A 17606-nucleotide genomic window follows, 5' to 3' on the forward strand; every position below is an offset into this window, starting at 1 on the left:
GTGGGCCTGCGCCACTGGCTCACCGACCCCGACATCTCGGGTCGGCTGCTCACCGACGGCGTCGACGACGAGGTCATCGCCGACGAGGTGACCAAGCACTGGGTGGTCTACGTCGTGCCCACGCTGCTCGGGGTGGTCGGCGTCGTGGTGTGGGTGACGTTCCTGGTGGTGCCGCTCGACGCCGCGTGGTTCCCCTTCCTCGCGGGCCTCGGCCTGGTCGGCTGGGCGGTCTTCCTCGCGCTCTCGCGCAACATCGACCGCTTCGTGGTCACCAGCGACAAGGTCTTCCGGGTGCACGGCCTCGTCAACCGCCACGAGGCCTCCATGCCGCTCGGGCGCATCCTGGACATCAGCGTGGACAAGCCGATCTGGGGCCGGATCCTCGGCTTCGGGCACTTCACCTTCGAGTCGGCCGCGCAGGAGCAGGGGCTGCGCGACATCCGCTACGTGCCGCGCATCGACGAGCGCAACCTCACCATCCAGCGGGTGCAGCGCGACGCCGGCCTGCGCAGCAAGAAGGTCCAGCGCTAGCGGGTCACAGCCCGGCGGCCAGCCGGAGCTCGGAGCCGATGGCGTCGAGCCGGCCCGTCGCGACGATGCGGGCGGCGTCGACGCCGCCCTCGCCGACCGGGACCACCACCTCGAGGTAGCACTTGACCTTGGGCTCGGTGCCGGACGGGCGCACCACGACGCGGGCGTCGCCGCCCTCGAGCCCGGCGAGCACCAGCCGCAGCCCGTTGGTCGGCGGCAGGTCGCCGGCAGGACCACCGGCGCCCTGGTTGAGGTCGTCGACGCGCACCACCTCGAGACCGCCGAGGCTCGCGGGCGGGTGGTCGCGCAGCCGGTCGACCACGGCCGGGATAGCTGCGAGGTCGTCCATGCGCACCGACACCTGGTCGGTCGCGTGCAGCCCGTGGGCCACGGCCAGCTCGTCGAGCAGGTCTCGCAGGGTCTTGCCCGCCCGCTTGGCGCGCGCGGCGACGTCGAGCACCACGAGGAGCGCGGTGACGCCGTCCTTGTCGGCGACGTGGCGCGGGTCGCAGCAGTAACCGAGCGCCTCCTCGTAGCCGAAGGCCAGCTGGGGCACCCGGCCGATCCACTTGAAGCCGGTGAGCGTCTCGGCGTAGAGCTGCTTGTGGGCCCGGGCGAGCTTGCCCACCAGCGTCGACGACACGATGGTCGTCGCGTAGGTGCCCTCGCGCCGCAGCCGCAGGAAGTGGTCGGCCAGCAGGGCGCCCACCTCGTCGCCCGAGAGCATCGTCCACCCCTGCGGGCCGGGCACGGCCACGGCGCAGCGGTCGGCGTCGGGGTCGTTGGCGACCACGACGTCGGCGTCGACCTCGGCGGCCAGCGCCAGCGCGAGGTCCATCGCGCCCGGCTCCTCGGGGTTGGGGAAGGCGACGGTCGGGAAGTCGGGGTCGGGCTCGGCCTGCTCGGCGACGACGTGGGGGGCCGCGAACCCGGCGTCCTGCATCGCCGAGACGACGAGGTCGCGACCGACGCCGTGCAGCGGGGTGTAGACGACGGAGAGGTCGCGCGCCCCGCCGCCGAGCAGCCGGGTCGCCGTACGGCGGTAGCGGTCGACGACGGCGTCGTCGAGCACCTCGACGCCCGTGCCGCGGGGGACGTCGGCCACGGCGCCGACCGCGTCGATGCGCGCCGCGATCTCGGCGTCGGCGGGCGGCACGATCTGGCTGCCGTCACCGAGGTAGACCTTGTAGCCGTTGTCCTGCGGCGGGTTGTGGCTCGCGGTGACCATGACGCCGGCGGCGGCTCCGAGGTCCTTGATCGCGAAGGCCAGCACCGGGGTGGGCAGCGGACGGGGCAGCAGCAACGCCTGGCGACCGGTGCCGGCGACGACCTCGGCGGTGTCGCGGGCGAAGACCTCGGAGTTGTGGCGGGCGTCGTAGCCGATGACGACGGGGCCGTCGGTAGCCGAGTCGTCGAGGTACGCCGCCAGGCCGGCGGCGGCGCGCGTGACCACGACCCGGTTCATCCGGGTGGGACCCGCCCCGAGCGGGCCGCGGAGGCCGGCGGTGCCGAACTCCAGCGTGCCGGCGAAGCGCTCGGCGAGGGCCTCGGTGTCACCCGCCTCGAGGAGCGCCTCGAGCTCGGCGCGGGTCACCGGGTCGGGGTCGTCGGCGACCCAGGCGCGGGCGCGCTCGAGCAGGTCGCTCACCGCAGCCCCCGCAGCCGGGGGAGCACCTCGGTCACGATCCGCTCGGTCGAGCCCACCGGGTCGTCCTGGCGGGGGCCCACCCACACCTGCGTGAAGCCGAGCGACACCCAGCCCTCGGCACGACGCAGGAAGTCGTCGACGTCGTCGAGGGGGTCACCGGCGATCAGCGTGCGCCGCACGGTGGCGGGGTCGCGACCGACGTCGGCGCAGTGCCGGTCGATCACCTCGAGCTTGTGGCGCAGCTGGTCGTCGGGCAGGGCGAACAGGTTGCAGGAGTCGGCGTGCTGCGCGACCAGGCGCAGCGTCTTGCGCTCGCCCTGACCGCCGATGACGACGCGCGGGCCGCCCTCGCGCAGCGGCGCGGGGCGGCAGACGGTCTCGGCGAGCTGGTAGTGGCGACCCTCGTAGGGCCCCTCGTCGGGGCCGAACATCTGGGCGCACACCTCGAGCGCCTCCTCGAGTCGCTCGAAGCGCTCGGCCGTCGGCGGGTACGGCACGCCGAGGCCGGCGTGCTCGCGGTCGTACCAGGCGGCGCCGAGCCCGAGCATCGCCCGACCCCCGCTGAGCACGTCGAGCGTCGCGACGACCTTGGCGAGCAGCCCGGGGTGGCGGTAGGTGACGCCCGTGACGAGCAGACCGAGCTCGATGCGCTCGGTCTGCCCGGCCAGGAAGCCGAGGGCGGTGTAGCCCTCGAGCATGGGCTCGGCCGGGCCGCCCAGCTGCTCCATCTGGAAGTAGTGGTCCATCAGGGTCAGCGTCTCGATGCCGCCCCGGTCGGCGGTGCGGGCGACCTCGGCGAGCGTGCTCGCCGTCGAGGCCGGGGCTCCGGGGAACCCCAGCTGGGACACGTGCAGGGCGAGCTCCACGGGCGGCCTGCCTCAGCCCAGCGCGGCGAGCGCGGCGTCGTAGTCGGGCTCCTGGCCGATCTGCGGCACCAGCTCGGTGTGCAGCACGGTGCCGTCGCGGTCGACGACCACCACCGCACGGGCCAGCAGGCCCTCGAACTTGGTGTCGGTCAGCCGCACGCCGTAGTCGTCGCCGAAGCTGGAGCGGAAGGCCGAGCCGACGCTGACGCGGTCGAGGCCCTCGGCGGCGCAGAAGCTCTTCTGGGCGAACGGCAGGTCGACCGACACGTTGAGGACGGTGGTGTCGTCGAGGCCCGCGGCGAGCTCGTTGAAGCGGCGTACCGACTCCTGGCAGACGCCGGTGCCGATGCTGGGGAAGATCGAGATCACCCGGCGGCCGGGAACGTCGGCGAGGCCGAACTCCTTCAGGTCGGCGTCGACGAGCGTGAAGTCGGGGGCCTGCGAGCCGACGGCGGGCAGGTCGCCGGAGGTCTGGGCGGTGTCGGGTCCGAGCGCGGTGGAAGCCATGCCCGGCAATCTAGCGAGCGGCACTCAGCGGCGGGCGCGGGGACCGTACTCGGGCCGGGTGCGGGCGTACGCCGCGGTGCGCGCCCGCTTGGTGTTCCCGGTCGCCAGCAGGAACAGCTGCTCGAGGCGCTCGGCTGCGAAGGTGCGGCGCAGCGAGGCGGTCCAGGTGTGGTCGAAGAGCCGCTTGGTCGCGGCGAGCGCGTCGGGGGAGCGGGTCGCGAGCTCGCGCGCCAGCAGCTCGGCGGCCTCGCGCGGGTCGTCGGCGACCTCGGTGACCAGGCCCATGCGCTGGGCCTCGACGCCGGAGAAGCGCCGCGCGGTCATCGTCAGCAGCTTGGCGGTGTCGATGCCGACCAGCTCCTTGAGCGAGGCGATCCCGGTCATGTCGGGGATCAGCCCCCAGCGGCCCTCGAGCACCGACCACTCGGAGTCGGGCGCCGCGACGCGGAAGTCGGCTGCGAGCGCGATCTGCACCCCGCCGCCGAGGCAGTGGCCCTCGACCGCGGCGATGACGGGCACCGGCAGCCGGCGCCAGGCCCAGCAGGCCTCCTGGAACAGGTTGGTGCCCCGCCAGGGCAGCGGCACGAAGGCCCGCGCGACGCCGCCCGGGTCACGCATCACGGTCGCGAAGTCGAGACCGGCGCAGAACGAGCTGCCCTCGCCGCTGATGACGACGGCGCGCAGGCGGCGGTCGGTGCGCAGGTCGCGCGCGACCGCGACGAGCTCGCGCAGCGTCTGCAGCGTCAGCGCGTTGAGCTTCTCGGGTCGCGTCAGCCGCACGTGGGCGATCCCGTCGGTGACGTCGACCGCCACGAGTCGGTCGGTGCTGGGGCTGGTGATCGGCTCGCTGGTCACCCCGTCACCGTACGCTCAGGCGTCGATGCTGCTCATGTCGCCGTAGCGCTCGCCCGCGACCGCGTCGCGGGGGACGGCGCGCTCAAGCGCAGCCACGTCGTCGGCGGCGAGACGCACGTCGAGCGCGGCGACGTTCTCCTCGAGGTAGCGCACGCGCTTGGTGCCGGGGATCGGTGCGACGTCGTCGCCCTGCGCCAGCACCCACGCCAGCGCCAGCTGGCCGGCGGTGCAGCCCTTCTGCGCCGCGAGCGACTGCACCTCGCGGACGAGGTCGAGGTTGCTCTGCAGCGCCTCGCCCTGGAAGCGGGGGAAGTACGCCGTCGCCCGGCTGTCGCCCTCGCCGAGCTCGGAGGTGATGGTGCCGGTCAGCAGGCCACGGCCCAGCGGCGAGTAGGGCACCAGTCCGATGCCGAGCTCGCGGACGGTGGGGAGGATCTCGTCCTCGAGGTCGCGGCTGAACAGCGACCACTCGGTCTGCAGCGCGGTGATCGGGTGCACGGCGTGGGCGCGGCGGATGGTCGCCGCGCTGGCCTCGGAGAGCCCGAGGTGGGTCACCTTGCCGGCCTCGACCAGCTCCTTCATCGCCCCGACGGTCTCCTCGATCGGCACCTGCTGGTCGACGCGGTGCTGGTAGTAGAGGTCGATGTGGTCGACGCCGAGGCGCTGCAGCGAGGCGTCGCAGGCGTGGCGGACGTACTCCGGCGAGCCGTCGATGCCGAGCCGGGCGCCGTCCTCGCCACGCTTGTTGCCGAACTTGGTGGCGAGCACGACGCCGTCGCGGCGGCCCTGGAGCGCCTTTCCGACCAGGCGCTCGTTGGTGAACGGGTCGTACATGTCGGCGGTGTCGAGGAAGGTCACGCCGAGGTCGAGCGCGCGGTGGATCGTCTCGATGCCGCCCTGCTCGTCGGGGGTGCCGTAGAACTCGCTCATCCCCATGCAGCCGAGGCCGAGCGCGGAGACGACGAGGTCCTGTCCGAGGGTGCGGGTGTCCATGGCACCAGCGTGCCCCTCACGTGGTGGGCGGAACCGTCGACGCGGGAGCGCGGCAGACGGTAGACAGGCTCCATGGGCGACGACGAGCAGGGCGAGCGCGAGGGCAGCATCCTCGACGACGGCGGCATCGACACCGACGAGCGAGCGGGGCGCAGCCAGGGCATCGACACCGAGAGCGAGCCCGACGAGGACACCAAGCAGGAGATGGAGGAGGAGCGCGCGCGCCGTCTGGATCCCGACAACCGCCCGGACGGGGCCGAGGTCGACAACACGCAGAAGGACTTCGACGTCGACGCCGGCATGTTCACCGACAGCGACGACTACGACCCCGACCACACGCCGTACGCCGAGGACGAGGGCGAGGACTCCTAGAGCCGGGGCACCACCGCGCCGAGCAGCCCACCCATCCGGGTGGCGGCGGCGCGACCGGCCTCCAGCACCTCCTCGTGGTCGAGCGGCTCGCCGGAGATGCCGGCAGCCAGGTTGGTGACGAGCGAGATGCCGAGCACCTCCATGCCGGCCTCGCGGGCGGCGATCGCCTCGAGCGTGGTGCTCATGCCGACCAGGCTGCCGCCGAAGGAGCGCACCATCGCGATCTCGGCGGGGGTCTCGTAGTGGGGACCGCGGAACTGCACGTAGACGCCCTCGTCGAGCGACGGCTCGACCTCGCGGCACAGCTGCCGCAACCGGGGGCTGTAGAGGTCGGTGAGGTCGACGAAGTGGGCGCCCTCGATCGGCGAGGTCGCGGTCAGGTTGACGTGGTCGCTGATCAGCACGGGGGTGCCGGGCGACCAGCGCTCGTCGAGACCACCGCAGCCGTTGGTCAGCACGACGGTCGAGCAGCCCGCGGCGGCGGCGGTGCGCACGCCGTGGACCACTGCACGCACGCCCCTGCCCTCGTAGAGGTGGGTGCGCGAGAGGAAGACCAGCAGGCGACGGTCGCCGGCGCGCACCGAGCGGACCTTGCCGCTGTGCCCGGCGACGGCCGCGGGGGAGAAGCCGGGCAGCTCGGTGGTCTCGAGCTCGGCGACGGTCTCGCCGAGGGCGTCGACCGCCGGGAGCCACCCGGAGCCCAGCACGAGGGCCACGTCGTGGCGCTCCACGCCGGTCTTCTCGGCCAGCGCGGCAGCGGCCTCGCGGGCGGATGCGGTCGGGCTGGGCTGGTCGGCGTCGGGCGCGGTCACCGCAGCACCCTAGACGGAGTCGTCGGGGGAGGGGTCAGCCGCCGAAGTTGGACCGGCAGGGCCGGCTGCGCAGCGCGGTGACGTAGTCGGCGGGCGCGTCGGCCGCCTCGGCGGCGTCGGCCAGCACCCCGAGCGACGAGGCCGACGGCAGCCCGCCCTCGAAGGCGTCGAGGACGTAGGCCCACGCCACGACCTCGGAGTCCATCAGCGACACCCGCACCTTGACCCGGCGGAACAGCCCGGTGTCGGCCGACTCGTAGGCGTCGAGGGCCGCGGCGTCGTCGGGCGTCACGTCGTAGACGCCGACGAAGACCTGCTCGAAGGGGTCCTGCACGATCGTGGCGAGGGCGCCGTCCCAGCCGTGGTCCTCGCCGCCGAAGGTCAGCCGCCATCCCGTCAGCCACCCGGTGCCGCGCAGCGGCGAGTGCGGGCAGCGCTCGCCCATGCGGGCGGGGTCGAGGTTGCTGCCGTAGGCGGCGTACAGCGTCACGCGGAGCAGGGTAAGACCCGTCGCCCCGGGAGGGCGACGCAGCCGGGCCATCGGACACAATGGGCGGATGAGTGCACCGGACTTCTCCCCAGGCCAGCGCGTGGCGATCATGGGCGGTGGGCCCGGCGGCTACGAGGCGGCGCTCGTCGCCGCCCAGCTCGGCGCCGACGTCACTGTCGTCGACAGCGACGGTCTCGGCGGCTCGGCCGTCGTCACCGACTGCGTGCCGAGCAAGACGCTGATCGCCACCGCCGAGCTGATGACGGAGTTCCGCGACGCCCCCGAGCTGGGGGTGGAGTTCAAGGACCACGAGGGCGACCCGGCCCACCAGCTCACCGTCGACCTCGGACGCGTCAACGCCCGGGTCAAGCGGCTCGCGTCCGACCAGTCCTCCGACATCGGAGCCGGCCTCGACAAGGCCGGCGTGCGGGTGGTCCGGGGCCGGGGTCGTCTCGACGGGCCGCAGTCGGTGGCGGTCGAGCTCGCCGACGGCGGCACCGAGCGGGTCGAGGCCGACGCCGTGCTGGTCGCGACGGGCGCCGCCCCGCGCACGCTGCCGACGGCCGAGCCCGACGGCGAGCGGATCCTCACCTGGGAGCAGGTCTACGACCTCGAGGAGCTGCCCGAGCACCTGATCGTGGTCGGCTCCGGCGTCACCGGCGCCGAGTTCGCCTCGGCGTACACCTCGCTCGGCGCGGAGGTCACCCTGGTCTCCTCGCGCGACCGGGTGCTGCCGGGCGAGGACGCCGACGCCGCCGACCTGCTCGAGGCCGTGCTGACCCGACGCGGGATGCACGTGCTCGGTCGCTCGCGCATGCAGTCGGTCGAGCGCGAGGGCGACCAGGTGCGGGTGACGCTGACCGACGGCCGCGAGGTCCTGGGCTCGCACTGCCTGCTCGCCCTGGGGTCGGTCCCCAACACCGCCGACCTCGGCCTCGAGGAGGCAGGCGTGGTGCTCGACGACGGCGGCTTCGTGCGGGTCGACCGCGTCTCGCGCACCAGCGCGCGAGGGGTGTACGCCGCGGGCGACTGCACCGGGGTGCTCATGCTCGCCAGCGTCGCGGCGATGCAGGGCCGCATCGCGATGTGGCACGCCCTCGGCGACGCGGTGCAGCCGCTCGACCTGGGCCAGGTCGCGAGCAACGTCTTCACCGCCCCCGAGATCGCCACCGTCGGTGCCTCGCAGCGGGCCGTCGACGCAGGAGAGGTCGCCGCCGAGGCGATCCGGCTCGACCTCGCCGGCAACCCGCGCGCCAAGATGCAGAGCGTGAAGGACGGCTTCGTCAAGCTCTTCGCCCGTCCCGGCACCGGCATCGTCGTCGGCGGCGTCGTGGTGGGTCCGCGCGCCAGCGAGATGGTGCACCCGCTGGCGATCGCGGTCGCCGAGTCGCTCACGGTCGACCAGGTCGCCAACGTCTTCACCGTCTACCCCTCGATGAGCGGCTCCATCGCCGAGGCGGCGCGACGGCTGCACGTGCGGCCCGCCTGAAATCACCTTGGTGTAATTCAAGAATGCATTTCTGCTAATCCCGCGAATTGCTCGTCAGGGTATTCAGAACCGGACATACTCGACTCTCGTCACGCTCGTCACAGCAGTCACGGGAGTCTCGGATGCCCTTCGCCAGTCGTCACCTGCCGGCCCTCGGCCTGCTGGCCGCGCTCGCCGGGCTGGGGGCGGTGGCCGGGCCTGCACCGGCGCTCGCCGACCCCGGCAGCGAGACCGTGCGGCAGGTGTTCACGGTCCCGAGCAGCGGCACCATCCCGGTGACGGGCAAGGGCTACGGCCACGGCCACGGCATGTCGCAGTACGGCGCTCGGGGTGCGGCCCGCCAGGGCCTGTCCCACGAGAAGATCCTGGCGTTCTACTACCCGGGCACCACGCTCGGGACGGCCGGAGGCAACATCCGGGTCAGGATCGTCACCGACAGCGACGGCGACACCCGGGCGCCGCTGCAGGACGGGCTGCGGGTGCGCGAGGTCGACTCGCGCAAGACCCTCGCGCTGCCCGCCGGCCTCGCCGGCGAGCGGGTCACGCAGTGGCGGATGCGCACCTCGGGGTCGACGACGCGCGTCGAGGGCCTGGCCGGCGGTCGCTGGCGCGGCCACGACTCCTTCGCGGGGGGCGGTGCGTTCTACCGCAGCGAGAGCCGCCCGGTCACGGTGCAGCTGCCGTCGGGCCAGCGCACCTACCGCGGCACGGTCCGCCACGTCGGGGGCGCCACGGTCAACGTGGTCAGCCTCGACAACCTCGTCCGCGGCGTCGTCTCCGCCGAGATGCCCGCGTCCTGGGAGAAGGCTGCCGTGCGCTCCCAGGCCGTCGCGGCGCGCACCTACGCCCTCTTCGAGCGCGAGGCCAACGGCTCGCGGTCCTACGACACCTGCGACACCACCTCGTGCCAGGTCTACGGCGGCGTCGGCGCGGAGCACCCCCTCGGCAACCAGGCGGTCACCGACACCGCCAAGCAGGTGCTGCGCCACGACGGCAAGGCCGCGTTCACGCAGTTCTCCTCCAGCAGCGGCGGCTGGACCTCGAAGGGAAGCCGGCCCTACCTCGTCGACAAGGAGGACCCGTACGACGCGGTGTCGGGCAACCCCAACCACGAGTGGCGGACCAGCCTGACCCGCGCACGGGTGCAGTCGCGGTACTCCTCGCTCGGCACGCTCAAGCGCATCGTCGTCACCCAGCGCAACGGTCACGGCACGTGGCAGGGCCGGGTCGAGCGGCTGGTGCTCGACGGCAGCCGCGCCGACGTCACGCTGACCGGCTCGCAGCTCCGCTCGGCGTTCGGCCTGAAGTCCGACTGGTTCAGCTTCGGCTGACCGGCGTCGCCGAGCGGTGTCGGCGGCGACACGGCCCACGGAGATGTCGGTCGTGCGCCGGGAGGTGCTTTTCGTTCGAAAAGTTGCGGGCCCAGGAGGTTTTCGACTGATCGGCACCTCAGGACCGGCGTGTCGCGGTGCGTATCGGTCGGATCGTGCGCCCGGGAGGTGCTTTTCGTTCGAAAAGCACGGCCCCCAGGTCCGCCAGCCGGTACGTCGCAGGGCGCAGCGGTGGGCGGCGGTGACGATGGGAACCCTGGTCCCGTGGCCATCGACGAGACCGACCTGAGGCACCTGCGGCGCTGCGTCGAGCTGGCGCGGGAGGCGCTCGACGACGGCGACGAGCCGTTCGGGTCGCTGCTCGTCAGCGCGGCGGGGGAGGTGCTGCTCGAGGACCGCAACCGGGTCAAGGACGGCGACCACACCCGGCACCCCGAGCTGGCGATCGCGCGGTGGGCGCCCGCCCACCTGGCGCCGGAGGAGCGGGCTGCCGCCACCGTCTACACCTCCGGCGAGCACTGCGTGATGTGTGCGGCCGCGCACGCGTGGGTGGGTCTCGGTCGCATCGTCTACGCCACCTCCACCGCGCAGCTCGTCGCCTGGCGCGAGGAGTGGGGCGCCCCCGCCTCGCCGGTGCTCCCGCTCGCGATCGGCGACGTCGCCCCGGGGCTGCCCGTCGAGGGTCCGGCCCCCGAGCTGGAGGCCGAGATGCGTGAGCTGCAGCGGCGCAACGCGGCACGCTGACCCGGGGGAGGAGCCCGACATGTGACGCTACCCTCGCGTATCGTCGGGCGCGTGACCATGCAGCCCGCCGACCCCGCGGAGTTCCGACCGCGCCGGCGTCCCGCCCAGGAGCGCAGCCGCCGCCGCTTCGACGACATCCTGCGCGCGGCCCGGGCGCTGCTGGTCGAGGTGGGCTTCGAGGCGTTCACCGCCGAGCAGGTCGCCCTGCGCGCCGGCGTGCCGATCGGCTCGCTCTACCAGTTCTTCGGCAACAAGTACGCCATCATCTGCGAGCTCGACCGGCTCGACACCGCCAACGTCGAGAGGGCGCTGGAGGAGTTCGCGGGGGAGATCCCGACGCTGAACTGGGCGCAGCTGCTCGACAAGCTGCTCGACCACCTGGCCACGCTGTGGCGCACCGACCCGTCGCGCCGTGCAGTGTGGCTCGCGATGCAGGCCACCCCGCCCACCCGCGCCATCGCCGCCGAGCACGAGCGACAGCTCGCCTCGCAGGTGCAGCGGGTGCTCGCCCCCCTCACGCCCGGCTCCTCGACCGGCCACCGGCAGACGCTCGCCGAGGTGATCGTGCACGTCACCTACTCGATGCTCAACTTCTCGATCCGCGACGGCCAGTCGCACCCCGACGCCGTCGTGCAGCTCAAGAGCATGCTCACGCACTACCTGCTGGCCGCCGAGGCCGAGGCCAAGCGCCGCCAGGCGTCGTAGGTCCCGATCTCCGCACCGGCCCCGACACGCCCGGGGTCGCGGAAGTGACTCGCCCGTAACCCCGCTGCCGTGTCACGGTAGGGCGCAATGCGAGAGCAGCCTCGCATTCTGAGCGTCCAACCTGAGGGGTCCGTCGTGTCTTTCCGTCGCATCGCTATCGTGAACCGGGGCGAGTCCGCCATGCGGCTGCTCCACGCCGTGCGCGAGCTCAACGCGTCGTACGACGACCCGACGCAGCGCCTGCAGACCGTCGCGCTGCACACCTCGGGCGAGGCCAACGCGATGTTCGTGCGCGAGGCCGACCTGTCCCACGACCTGGGGCCCGCGTCCGCGCGGCCGTACGTCGACCTGGCCGCGCTGGAGCGTGCGCTGCTGGCCACCGAGGCCGACGCTGTGTGGCCGGGCTGGGGCTTCGTGGCGGAGGACCCGAGCTTCGTCGACCTGTGCGACAAGCACGGCATCACCTTCGTCGGCCCGAGCGCCGAGGCGATGCGCCGGCTCGGCGACAAGATCGGCTCCAAGCTGATCGCCGAGGAGGTCGGCGTGCCGGTGGCGCCGTGGAGCCGCGGCGCCGTCGACACCCTCGAGGCGGCGCTCGAGGCCGCGGGCAGCATCGGCTACCCGCTCATGCTCAAGGCCAGCGCCGGCGGCGGTGGCCGCGGGATCCGTATGGTCGCCTCGCCGGCCGACCTCGAGGACGCCTACCAGCGCACCAGCGACGAGGCGCTGCGCGCGTTCGGCAACGGCACCGTCTTCCTCGAGCGGCTCGTCACCGGCGCCCGCCACGTCGAGGTGCAGCTCATCGCCGACAGCCACGGCACCGCCTGGGCGCTCGGCGTCCGCGACTGCTCGGTGCAGCGCCGCAACCAGAAGGTCATCGAGGAGTCCTCCTCGCCGCTGCTGAGCCCCGAGCAGGCCGACGAGCTCAAGGCCGCCGCCGAGCGGCTCGCCGTCGAGGTCGGCTACGTCGGCGCCGGCACCGTGGAGTTCCTCTACCACCCGGGAGAGCGCAGCTTCGCCTTCCTCGAGGTCAACACCCGGCTGCAGGTGGAGCACTCGATCACCGAGCTCACCACCGGTGTCGACCTGGTCAAGGCCCAGCTGCACGTCGCCCAGGGCGGTCGCCTCGAGGGCGAGAAGCCCGTCGAGACCGGCCACGCCATCGAGGCCAGGCTCAACGCCGAGGACCCCGACCGTGACTTCGCCCCCGCGCCCGGCCGCATCGAGCACCTCGACCTGCCCTCGGGCCCCGGCGTGCGCGTCGACACCGGCGTCGCCGAGGGCGACACCATCCCGCCCGACTTCGACTCGATGATCGCCAAGGTCATCGCCTACGGCCGCACCCGCGACGAGGCGCTCGCCCGGCTGCGCCGCGCCATGACCTCGACCACCGTCGTCATCGAGGGCGGTGCCTGCAACAAGAGCTTCGTGCTCGACCTGCTCGCCCAGCCCGAGGTCGTCTCCGGCGCGCCCCAGGAAGGCGTCCAGTGGGCCGACACCGGCTGGATCGACCGCGTCCGCGCCGAGGGCCGGCTCGTGGCCCACGCGCACGCCGGCGTCGCGGTCGTCGCGGCCGGCATCGAGGCCTACCTCGACCGTCTCGGCGTCGAGACCGCCCGGCTGCTCGAGACCGCTCGCGGCGGTCGTCCCTCGGCCACCCACGAGGCCGGCCGACCCGTCGAGCTCAAGCTGCGCGGCGTGCCCTACCAGGTCGCGACGGTCGGCACCGGCCCCGGCCGCTTCCGCGTCACCGTCGCCTCGGGCGACACCGCGCAGACCGTCGACGCCCAGCTCGAGCACGTCGACGACGTACGCCGCCGCCTCGTCGTCGCAGGCCGCCGCTACGGCGTGGTCACCGCGACCCACGGACCCACCACGCTGGTCGAGGTCGACGGCGTCGCCCACCGCGTCAGCCGCGACGAGGGCGGCGTGCTGCGCTCGCCCGCGCCCGCCCTGGTCGTGGCCACCCCCGTCGCCGTCGGTGACGAGGTCGAGTCCGGTGCGACCGTCGTGGTGCTCGAGTCGATGAAGATGGAGACGGCGCTGCACGCGCCGTACGCCGCCCGCGTCAAGGAGCTGCCCGTCGTCACCGGCAGCCAGGTCGAGACCGGCGCCCCGCTGATCAAGCTCGAACCCGTCGGCGAGGTCGAGGAGGAGACGACCGACGCCGGGCCGGCGCTCGACCTGCCCGTCGCCGACGCCCTCGACACCGCGACCGCGCGCTCGCGTGCCCTCGCCGCGCTGAGCGCCGTCGTGCTCGGCTACGACGTGCCGCCGGAGGACCAGGACGCCGCGCTGTCGGCGTACGTCGCCGTGCGCGAGGGCGGCGAGGCGGGCCTGGCCGACGAGGTGCGGCTGCTCGAGACCTTCGCCGACCTCGCCGAGCTGGTGCGCAACCGACCCGTCGACGAGGACCGGCAGTCGGCGCTGCGCGTGCACAGCTCGCGCGAGCACTTCCACACCTTCCTGCAGAGCCTCGACCCCGACCGCGGCGGCCTGCCCGAGCAGTTCCGCGACCGGCTGCAGCGGGTGCTGCGCCACTACGGCGTCGGCGACCTCGACCGCACGCCCGAGCTCGAGGCCGCGGTCTTCCGGATCTTCCTCGCCTCGCAGCGCACCACCCCCGAGGTCGCCCTCGTCTCGGCGCTGCTCGGCTCGTGGAGCGGCGAGGCCGCCCCGACCGGCGAGCTCGCCGGTCGTGCCCGCGAGGTGCTGGAGCGCCTCGGTCGGGTGCCGACCTCGCGCTACCCCGCTGTGGGCGACCTGGCCCGCAGCGTGCGGTTCCGCTGGTTCGACCAGCCGGCCGTCGACGCCGAGCGCTCCGACGTGCTGCTCGGCGTGCGCGACGAGGTGGAGGCGCTGGCCGCCACCTGGGCCGACCTCGACCCGACCGGGCGCACCCGTCGCATCGAGGCCCTCGCCGCGATCCCCGAGCAGACGGTCGGCTTCCTGTGCGACCGCCTCGCCGCCGGCATCCCCGAGCGCGAGCCGATGCTCGAGGTGCTCGCCCGCCGCCACTACCGCGACCACGACCTGCGCGACGTCGCGTCGTACGACGCCACGACCGCGGGCCGCCCCGTCGTGACGGCCGGCTACACCCTCGACGCCCGCGCGACCCGCCTGGTCTCGGCGGTGGGCTCGGTGGTCGAGCTCGCCGCCGGCTCCGACCTGCTCGCGACCGTGTCGTCGTACGTCTCGAGCCGCGCCGCGGGCGAGGACGCCGTCGTCGACCTGTACCTCTACTGGCCCGACGCGCCCGACTCGCCCGACGAGGCGAGCGAGCAGCTGCGCGCCCGGATCGCCGACCTGCCGCTCGCGGGCGACGTACGCCGCCTCAGCGTCGCGGTCTGCTCCGGCGCGGGCGACCGCAACGTCGGCTACTTCGCCTTCCGCCCGACCGCGTCGGGCTCCTTCGAGGAGGACGACCTCACCCGCGGGGTGCACCCGATGGTGGGCCGTCGCCTCGACCTGTGGCGGCTGCGCAACTTCGACATCACCCGCGTCGACGCGCCCGAGGACGTGCTGCTCTACGACTGCGTCGCCCGCGAGAACCCCGCCGACCGCCGCCTCGTGGCACTCGCGCAGGTGCGCCAGATGTCGGTCGTCCGCGACGACGACGGCACCGTGACGGCCCTGCCGCACGCCGAGCGCGCGGTGGAGAACTGCCTCGAGGCCATCCGTCGCGAGCGGGTCGCCCGCGGCGCGGCCGGCGCCAGGCTCGACATGAACCACGTCTGGGTCACGGTGTGGCCGGTCGTCGACCTCGACCTCGACGCCCTCGGCGCGCTCGGCACCAAGATCAGCCCGCTGACGGACGGCGCCGGGGTCGAGGAGGTCCTTGCCCAGGGCCGCCTCGCCGACCCCGGCGGCGAGCCCCTGCCGATGGCGGTGCGCTTCGCCGCGCAGCCCGGCTCCGGAGTGCAGATGTCGGTGCAGGAGCCGCCGAGCGAGCTGCTCGCCCCGCTCGACGACTACGCCTCCAAGGTGGTGCGCTCGCGCCGCCGCGGCCTGGTCTACCCCTACGAGCTGGCCGGCGTGCTCGCCGGAGCCGGCGGGTCGCTCGTCGAGCACGACCTCGACGACCGCGGCGTGCTGGTGCCGGTCGACCGCCCCTTCGGCCTCAACACGGCGGGCATTCTCTGCGCCGTCGTCACCACCCCCACGCCGCTGCACCCCGAGGGCGTCACCCGGGTCGTGCTGTGCGGCGACCCCACGAAGTCGCTCGGCTCTGTCGCCGAGCAGGAGTGCCTGCGCGTCATCGCCGCCCTCGACCTCGCCGAGCAGATGCAGGTGCCCGTCGAGTGGTTCGCGCTGTCGGCCGGCGCCCGGATCTCGATGGAGTCCGGCACCGAGAACATGGACTGGGTGGCCAAGGCGCTGCGCCGCATCGTGGAGTTCACCCAGGACGGCGGCGAGGTCAACGTCGTCGTCGCGGGCATCAACGTCGGCGCCCAGCCCTACTGGAACGCCGAGGCGACGATGCTGATGCACACCAAGGGCATCCTCGTGATGACACCCGAGAGCGCGATGGTGCTCACCGGCAAGCAGTCGCTCGACTTCTCCGGCGGGGTCTCGGCCGAGGACAACTACGGCATCGGCGGCTACGACCGCGTCATGGGCCCCAACGGCCAGGCGCAGTACTGGGCGCCGGACCTCGTCGGCGCGTTCGGCGTGCTGATGGCGCACTACGAGCACACCTACGTGGTGCCCGGCGAGTCCGGTCCGCGGCGGGCCCCGTCGTCCGACCCGGTCGAGCGCGACGTGTCGACCTACCCCCACCGGATCGAGGGCAGCGACTTCGCGAGCGTCGGCGAGATCTTCTCGCCGGAGCACAACCCCGACCGCAAGAAGGCCTTCGACATCCGCACCGTGATGCGGGCGGTCGCCGACCAGGACCACGAGGTGCTCGAGCGGTGGGCCGGCATGGCCGACGCCGACACCGCGGTCGTGCAGGACGCCCACGTCGGCGGCTACCCCGTCTGCCTGCTCGGCATCGAGAGCCAGTCGGTGCGACGCGCCGGCTTCCCGCCCACCGACGGCCCCGACACCTACACCGCCGGCACGCTGTTCCCGCGGTCGTCGAAGAAGGCGGCGCGCGCGATCAACGCCGCGAGCGGCAACCGCCCGCTCGTCGTGCTCGCCAACCTCTCGGGCTTCGACGGCTCGCCCGAGTCGATGCGCAACCTGCAGCTGGAGTACGGCGCCGAGATCGGCCGCGCGATCGTCAACTTCGACGGCCCGATCGTCTTCACCGTGATCTCCCGCTACCACGGTGGCGCGTTCGTGGTGTTCTCCAAGGCGCTGAACCCCCGCATGACGGTGCTCGCCGTCGAGGGCTCGTTCGCCTCGGTCATCGGTGGCGCCCCGGCCGCGGCCGTCGTGTTCACCGGCGAGGTCGACAAGCGCACCGCCGCGTCGCCCGCGATGACGGCGCTCGACGACCGGATCGCCGGATCTCGCGGTGCCGAACGGATCAGGCTGCAGGCCGAGCGGGCGCAGCTGCGCACGGCGATCCGCGCCGAGAAGATCTCCGAGGTCGCCGCCGAGTTCGACGGCATCCACGACATCCACCGGGCGGTGGAGGTCGGCTCGGTCGACGCGGTCATCCCGGCCGCGCGGATCCGGCCCGAGATCGTCGCGGCGATCGAGGCCCACCTGGGCTGACACCCGGCTGACATCGGGTGCGCGCCGGGCCATGCTGGGACGGTGCGCCCGCTCCGCTACTCCGTCAACGTCTCGCTCGACGGCTGCGTCGACCACGCGGCGTTCGGCGGGGGAGTCTCGGCCGAGGTGCTGCACCGGCACTCGGCGGCGACCTTCGCCCGTCACGACGGCCTGCTGCTCGGCCGGGTGACGTACCAGATGATGGAGGCCGGGTTCCGTGCCGAGGCCGAGTCGGGCGCGTCCGACGACCCGTTCGTCGCCGCCCTCCACGCGATGCCGAAGCACGTCGTCACGAGCACGCTCGAGCGCGCGGACTGGAACGCCACCGTGGTCGAGGGCGACCTCGCGGCCGCGGTGACCCGCCTCAAGGAGCAGCCGGGCACCGGCCTGCTGACCGGTGGCGTCCGTCTGCCCTCGGCGTTGGCCGCCCTGGGCCTGGTCGACGAGTACGAGCTGGTCGAGCACCCCGTCGTGGTGGGTCACGGCCCGAGGCTGCTCGACGGGCTGCCCGCCGCGCTCGACCTGCGTCTGGTCGCCACCGAGGAGCTCGGCCTCGGCATCGTGGCCCGGCGCTACGTGCCCGCCGCCGGGTCCTGACG

Annotated in this window: 15 protein-coding genes; 8 read left to right on the forward strand and 7 right to left on the reverse strand. The window is 73.5% G+C overall.

Annotated elements, in window-relative coordinates; translation table 11 throughout:
• A complete protein-coding gene (locus ACYU8I_RS05780; RefSeq protein WP_460838418.1) occupies nucleotides 1–531 on the forward strand; it encodes a PH domain-containing protein in 531 nt (176 codons plus the stop codon).
• 4 nt (nucleotides 532–535) lie between these two features.
• Here the strand turns inward: ACYU8I_RS05780 and ACYU8I_RS05785 are convergent, their stop codons facing one another.
• Genes ACYU8I_RS05785 through ACYU8I_RS05805 form a run of 5 tightly spaced genes read right to left on the reverse strand, consistent with a single transcriptional unit; the run spans nucleotide 536 to nucleotide 5400 of the window.
• Nucleotides 536–2179, reverse strand: coding sequence for a phospho-sugar mutase (locus ACYU8I_RS05785; RefSeq protein WP_460838420.1), 1644 nt, complete (start codon nucleotides 2177–2179; stop codon nucleotides 536–538).
• Entirely contained in the window at nucleotides 2176–3045 is an 870-nt protein-coding gene (locus ACYU8I_RS05790) for an LLM class F420-dependent oxidoreductase (RefSeq protein WP_460838422.1), read from the reverse strand. The genes ACYU8I_RS05785 and ACYU8I_RS05790 overlap by 4 nt, the downstream gene beginning before the upstream one ends.
• A 12-nt stretch (nucleotides 3046–3057) precedes the next feature.
• A complete protein-coding gene (gene tpx, locus ACYU8I_RS05795) occupies nucleotides 3058–3552 on the reverse strand; it encodes a thiol peroxidase (RefSeq protein ID WP_460838424.1) in 495 nt (164 codons plus the stop codon).
• Between the two features lie 24 nt (nucleotides 3553–3576).
• Complete coding sequence (locus ACYU8I_RS05800; RefSeq protein ID WP_460838426.1) at nucleotides 3577–4407, reverse strand: crotonase/enoyl-CoA hydratase family protein; 831 nt, start codon at nucleotides 4405–4407, stop codon at nucleotides 3577–3579.
• 15 nt (nucleotides 4408–4422) lie between these two features.
• Nucleotides 4423–5400 (reverse strand): aldo/keto reductase, encoded by a 978-nt coding sequence (locus ACYU8I_RS05805; protein ID WP_460838427.1) that lies wholly within the window; start codon nucleotides 5398–5400, stop codon nucleotides 4423–4425.
• A gap of 72 nt (nucleotides 5401–5472) precedes the next feature.
• Here ACYU8I_RS05805 and ACYU8I_RS05810 point away from each other — a divergent pair, with 72 nt between their 5' ends.
• A complete protein-coding gene (locus tag ACYU8I_RS05810) occupies nucleotides 5473–5772 on the forward strand; it encodes a hypothetical protein (protein WP_460838428.1) in 300 nt (99 codons plus the stop codon).
• Here the strand turns inward: ACYU8I_RS05810 and ACYU8I_RS05815 are convergent.
• On the reverse strand, nucleotides 5769–6584 hold the full coding sequence (locus tag ACYU8I_RS05815; RefSeq protein WP_460838430.1) for a purine-nucleoside phosphorylase: 816 nt from the start codon (nucleotides 6582–6584) through the stop codon (nucleotides 5769–5771). The two genes, ACYU8I_RS05810 and ACYU8I_RS05815, sit on opposite strands and share 4 nt — an antisense overlap.
• 34 nt (nucleotides 6585–6618) lie before the next feature.
• A complete protein-coding gene (locus ACYU8I_RS05820) occupies nucleotides 6619–7074 on the reverse strand; it encodes a gamma-glutamylcyclotransferase family protein (RefSeq protein WP_460838432.1) in 456 nt (151 codons plus the stop codon).
• A gap of 67 nt (nucleotides 7075–7141) precedes the next feature.
• On the opposite strand from ACYU8I_RS05820, the gene ACYU8I_RS05825 reads away from it, so the two are divergent.
• The 6 genes from ACYU8I_RS05825 (at nucleotide 7142) to ACYU8I_RS05850 (ending at nucleotide 17604) form a co-directional block, all read left to right on the forward strand.
• Complete coding sequence (locus ACYU8I_RS05825; RefSeq protein ID WP_460838433.1) at nucleotides 7142–8563, forward strand: NAD(P)H-quinone dehydrogenase; 1422 nt, start codon at nucleotides 7142–7144, stop codon at nucleotides 8561–8563.
• 122 nt (nucleotides 8564–8685) lie between these two features.
• Nucleotides 8686–9894, forward strand: a complete 1209-nt coding sequence (locus tag ACYU8I_RS05830) for a SpoIID/LytB domain-containing protein (RefSeq protein WP_460838435.1) — start codon at nucleotides 8686–8688, stop codon at nucleotides 9892–9894.
• A gap of 264 nt (nucleotides 9895–10158) precedes the next feature.
• Nucleotides 10159–10638, forward strand: coding sequence for a nucleoside deaminase (locus tag ACYU8I_RS05835; protein WP_460838437.1), 480 nt, complete (start codon nucleotides 10159–10161; stop codon nucleotides 10636–10638).
• Nucleotides 10639–10695: 57 nt separating this feature from the next.
• The gene (locus ACYU8I_RS05840; RefSeq protein WP_460838501.1) at nucleotides 10696–11343 is read left to right on the forward strand and encodes a TetR family transcriptional regulator; all 648 of its coding nucleotides are present in this window, start codon (nucleotides 10696–10698) and stop codon (nucleotides 11341–11343) included.
• 87 nt (nucleotides 11344–11430) lie between these two features.
• Nucleotides 11431–17007, forward strand: coding sequence for an ATP-binding protein (locus ACYU8I_RS05845; protein ID WP_460838440.1), 5577 nt, complete (start codon nucleotides 11431–11433; stop codon nucleotides 17005–17007).
• Between the two features lie 42 nt (nucleotides 17008–17049).
• Nucleotides 17050–17604, forward strand: a complete 555-nt coding sequence (locus ACYU8I_RS05850; protein WP_460838442.1) for a dihydrofolate reductase family protein — start codon at nucleotides 17050–17052, stop codon at nucleotides 17602–17604.
• The last annotated feature ends 2 nt before the right edge of the window (nucleotides 17605–17606 follow it).

It is taken from the genome of Nocardioides marmoraquaticus (genome assembly GCF_054777915.1).

Coding starts and splice junctions, on each gene's coding strand:
- ACYU8I_RS05830 (WP_460838435.1), top strand. CDS start 8,686: ATGCCCTTCGCCAGTCGTCACCTGCCGGCCCTCGGCCTGCTGGCCGCG.
- ACYU8I_RS05825 (WP_460838433.1), top strand. CDS start 7,142: ATGAGTGCACCGGACTTCTCCCCAGGCCAGCGCGTGGCGATCATGGGC.
- ACYU8I_RS05805 (WP_460838427.1), bottom strand. CDS start 5,400: ATGGACACCCGCACCCTCGGACAGGACCTCGTCGTCTCCGCGCTCGGC.
- ACYU8I_RS05840 (WP_460838501.1), top strand. CDS start 10,696: ATGCAGCCCGCCGACCCCGCGGAGTTCCGACCGCGCCGGCGTCCCGCC.
- tpx (WP_460838424.1), bottom strand. CDS start 3,552: ATGGCTTCCACCGCGCTCGGACCCGACACCGCCCAGACCTCCGGCGAC.
- ACYU8I_RS05810 (WP_460838428.1), top strand. CDS start 5,473: ATGGGCGACGACGAGCAGGGCGAGCGCGAGGGCAGCATCCTCGACGAC.
- ACYU8I_RS05845 (WP_460838440.1), top strand. CDS start 11,431: ATGCGAGAGCAGCCTCGCATTCTGAGCGTCCAACCTGAGGGGTCCGTC.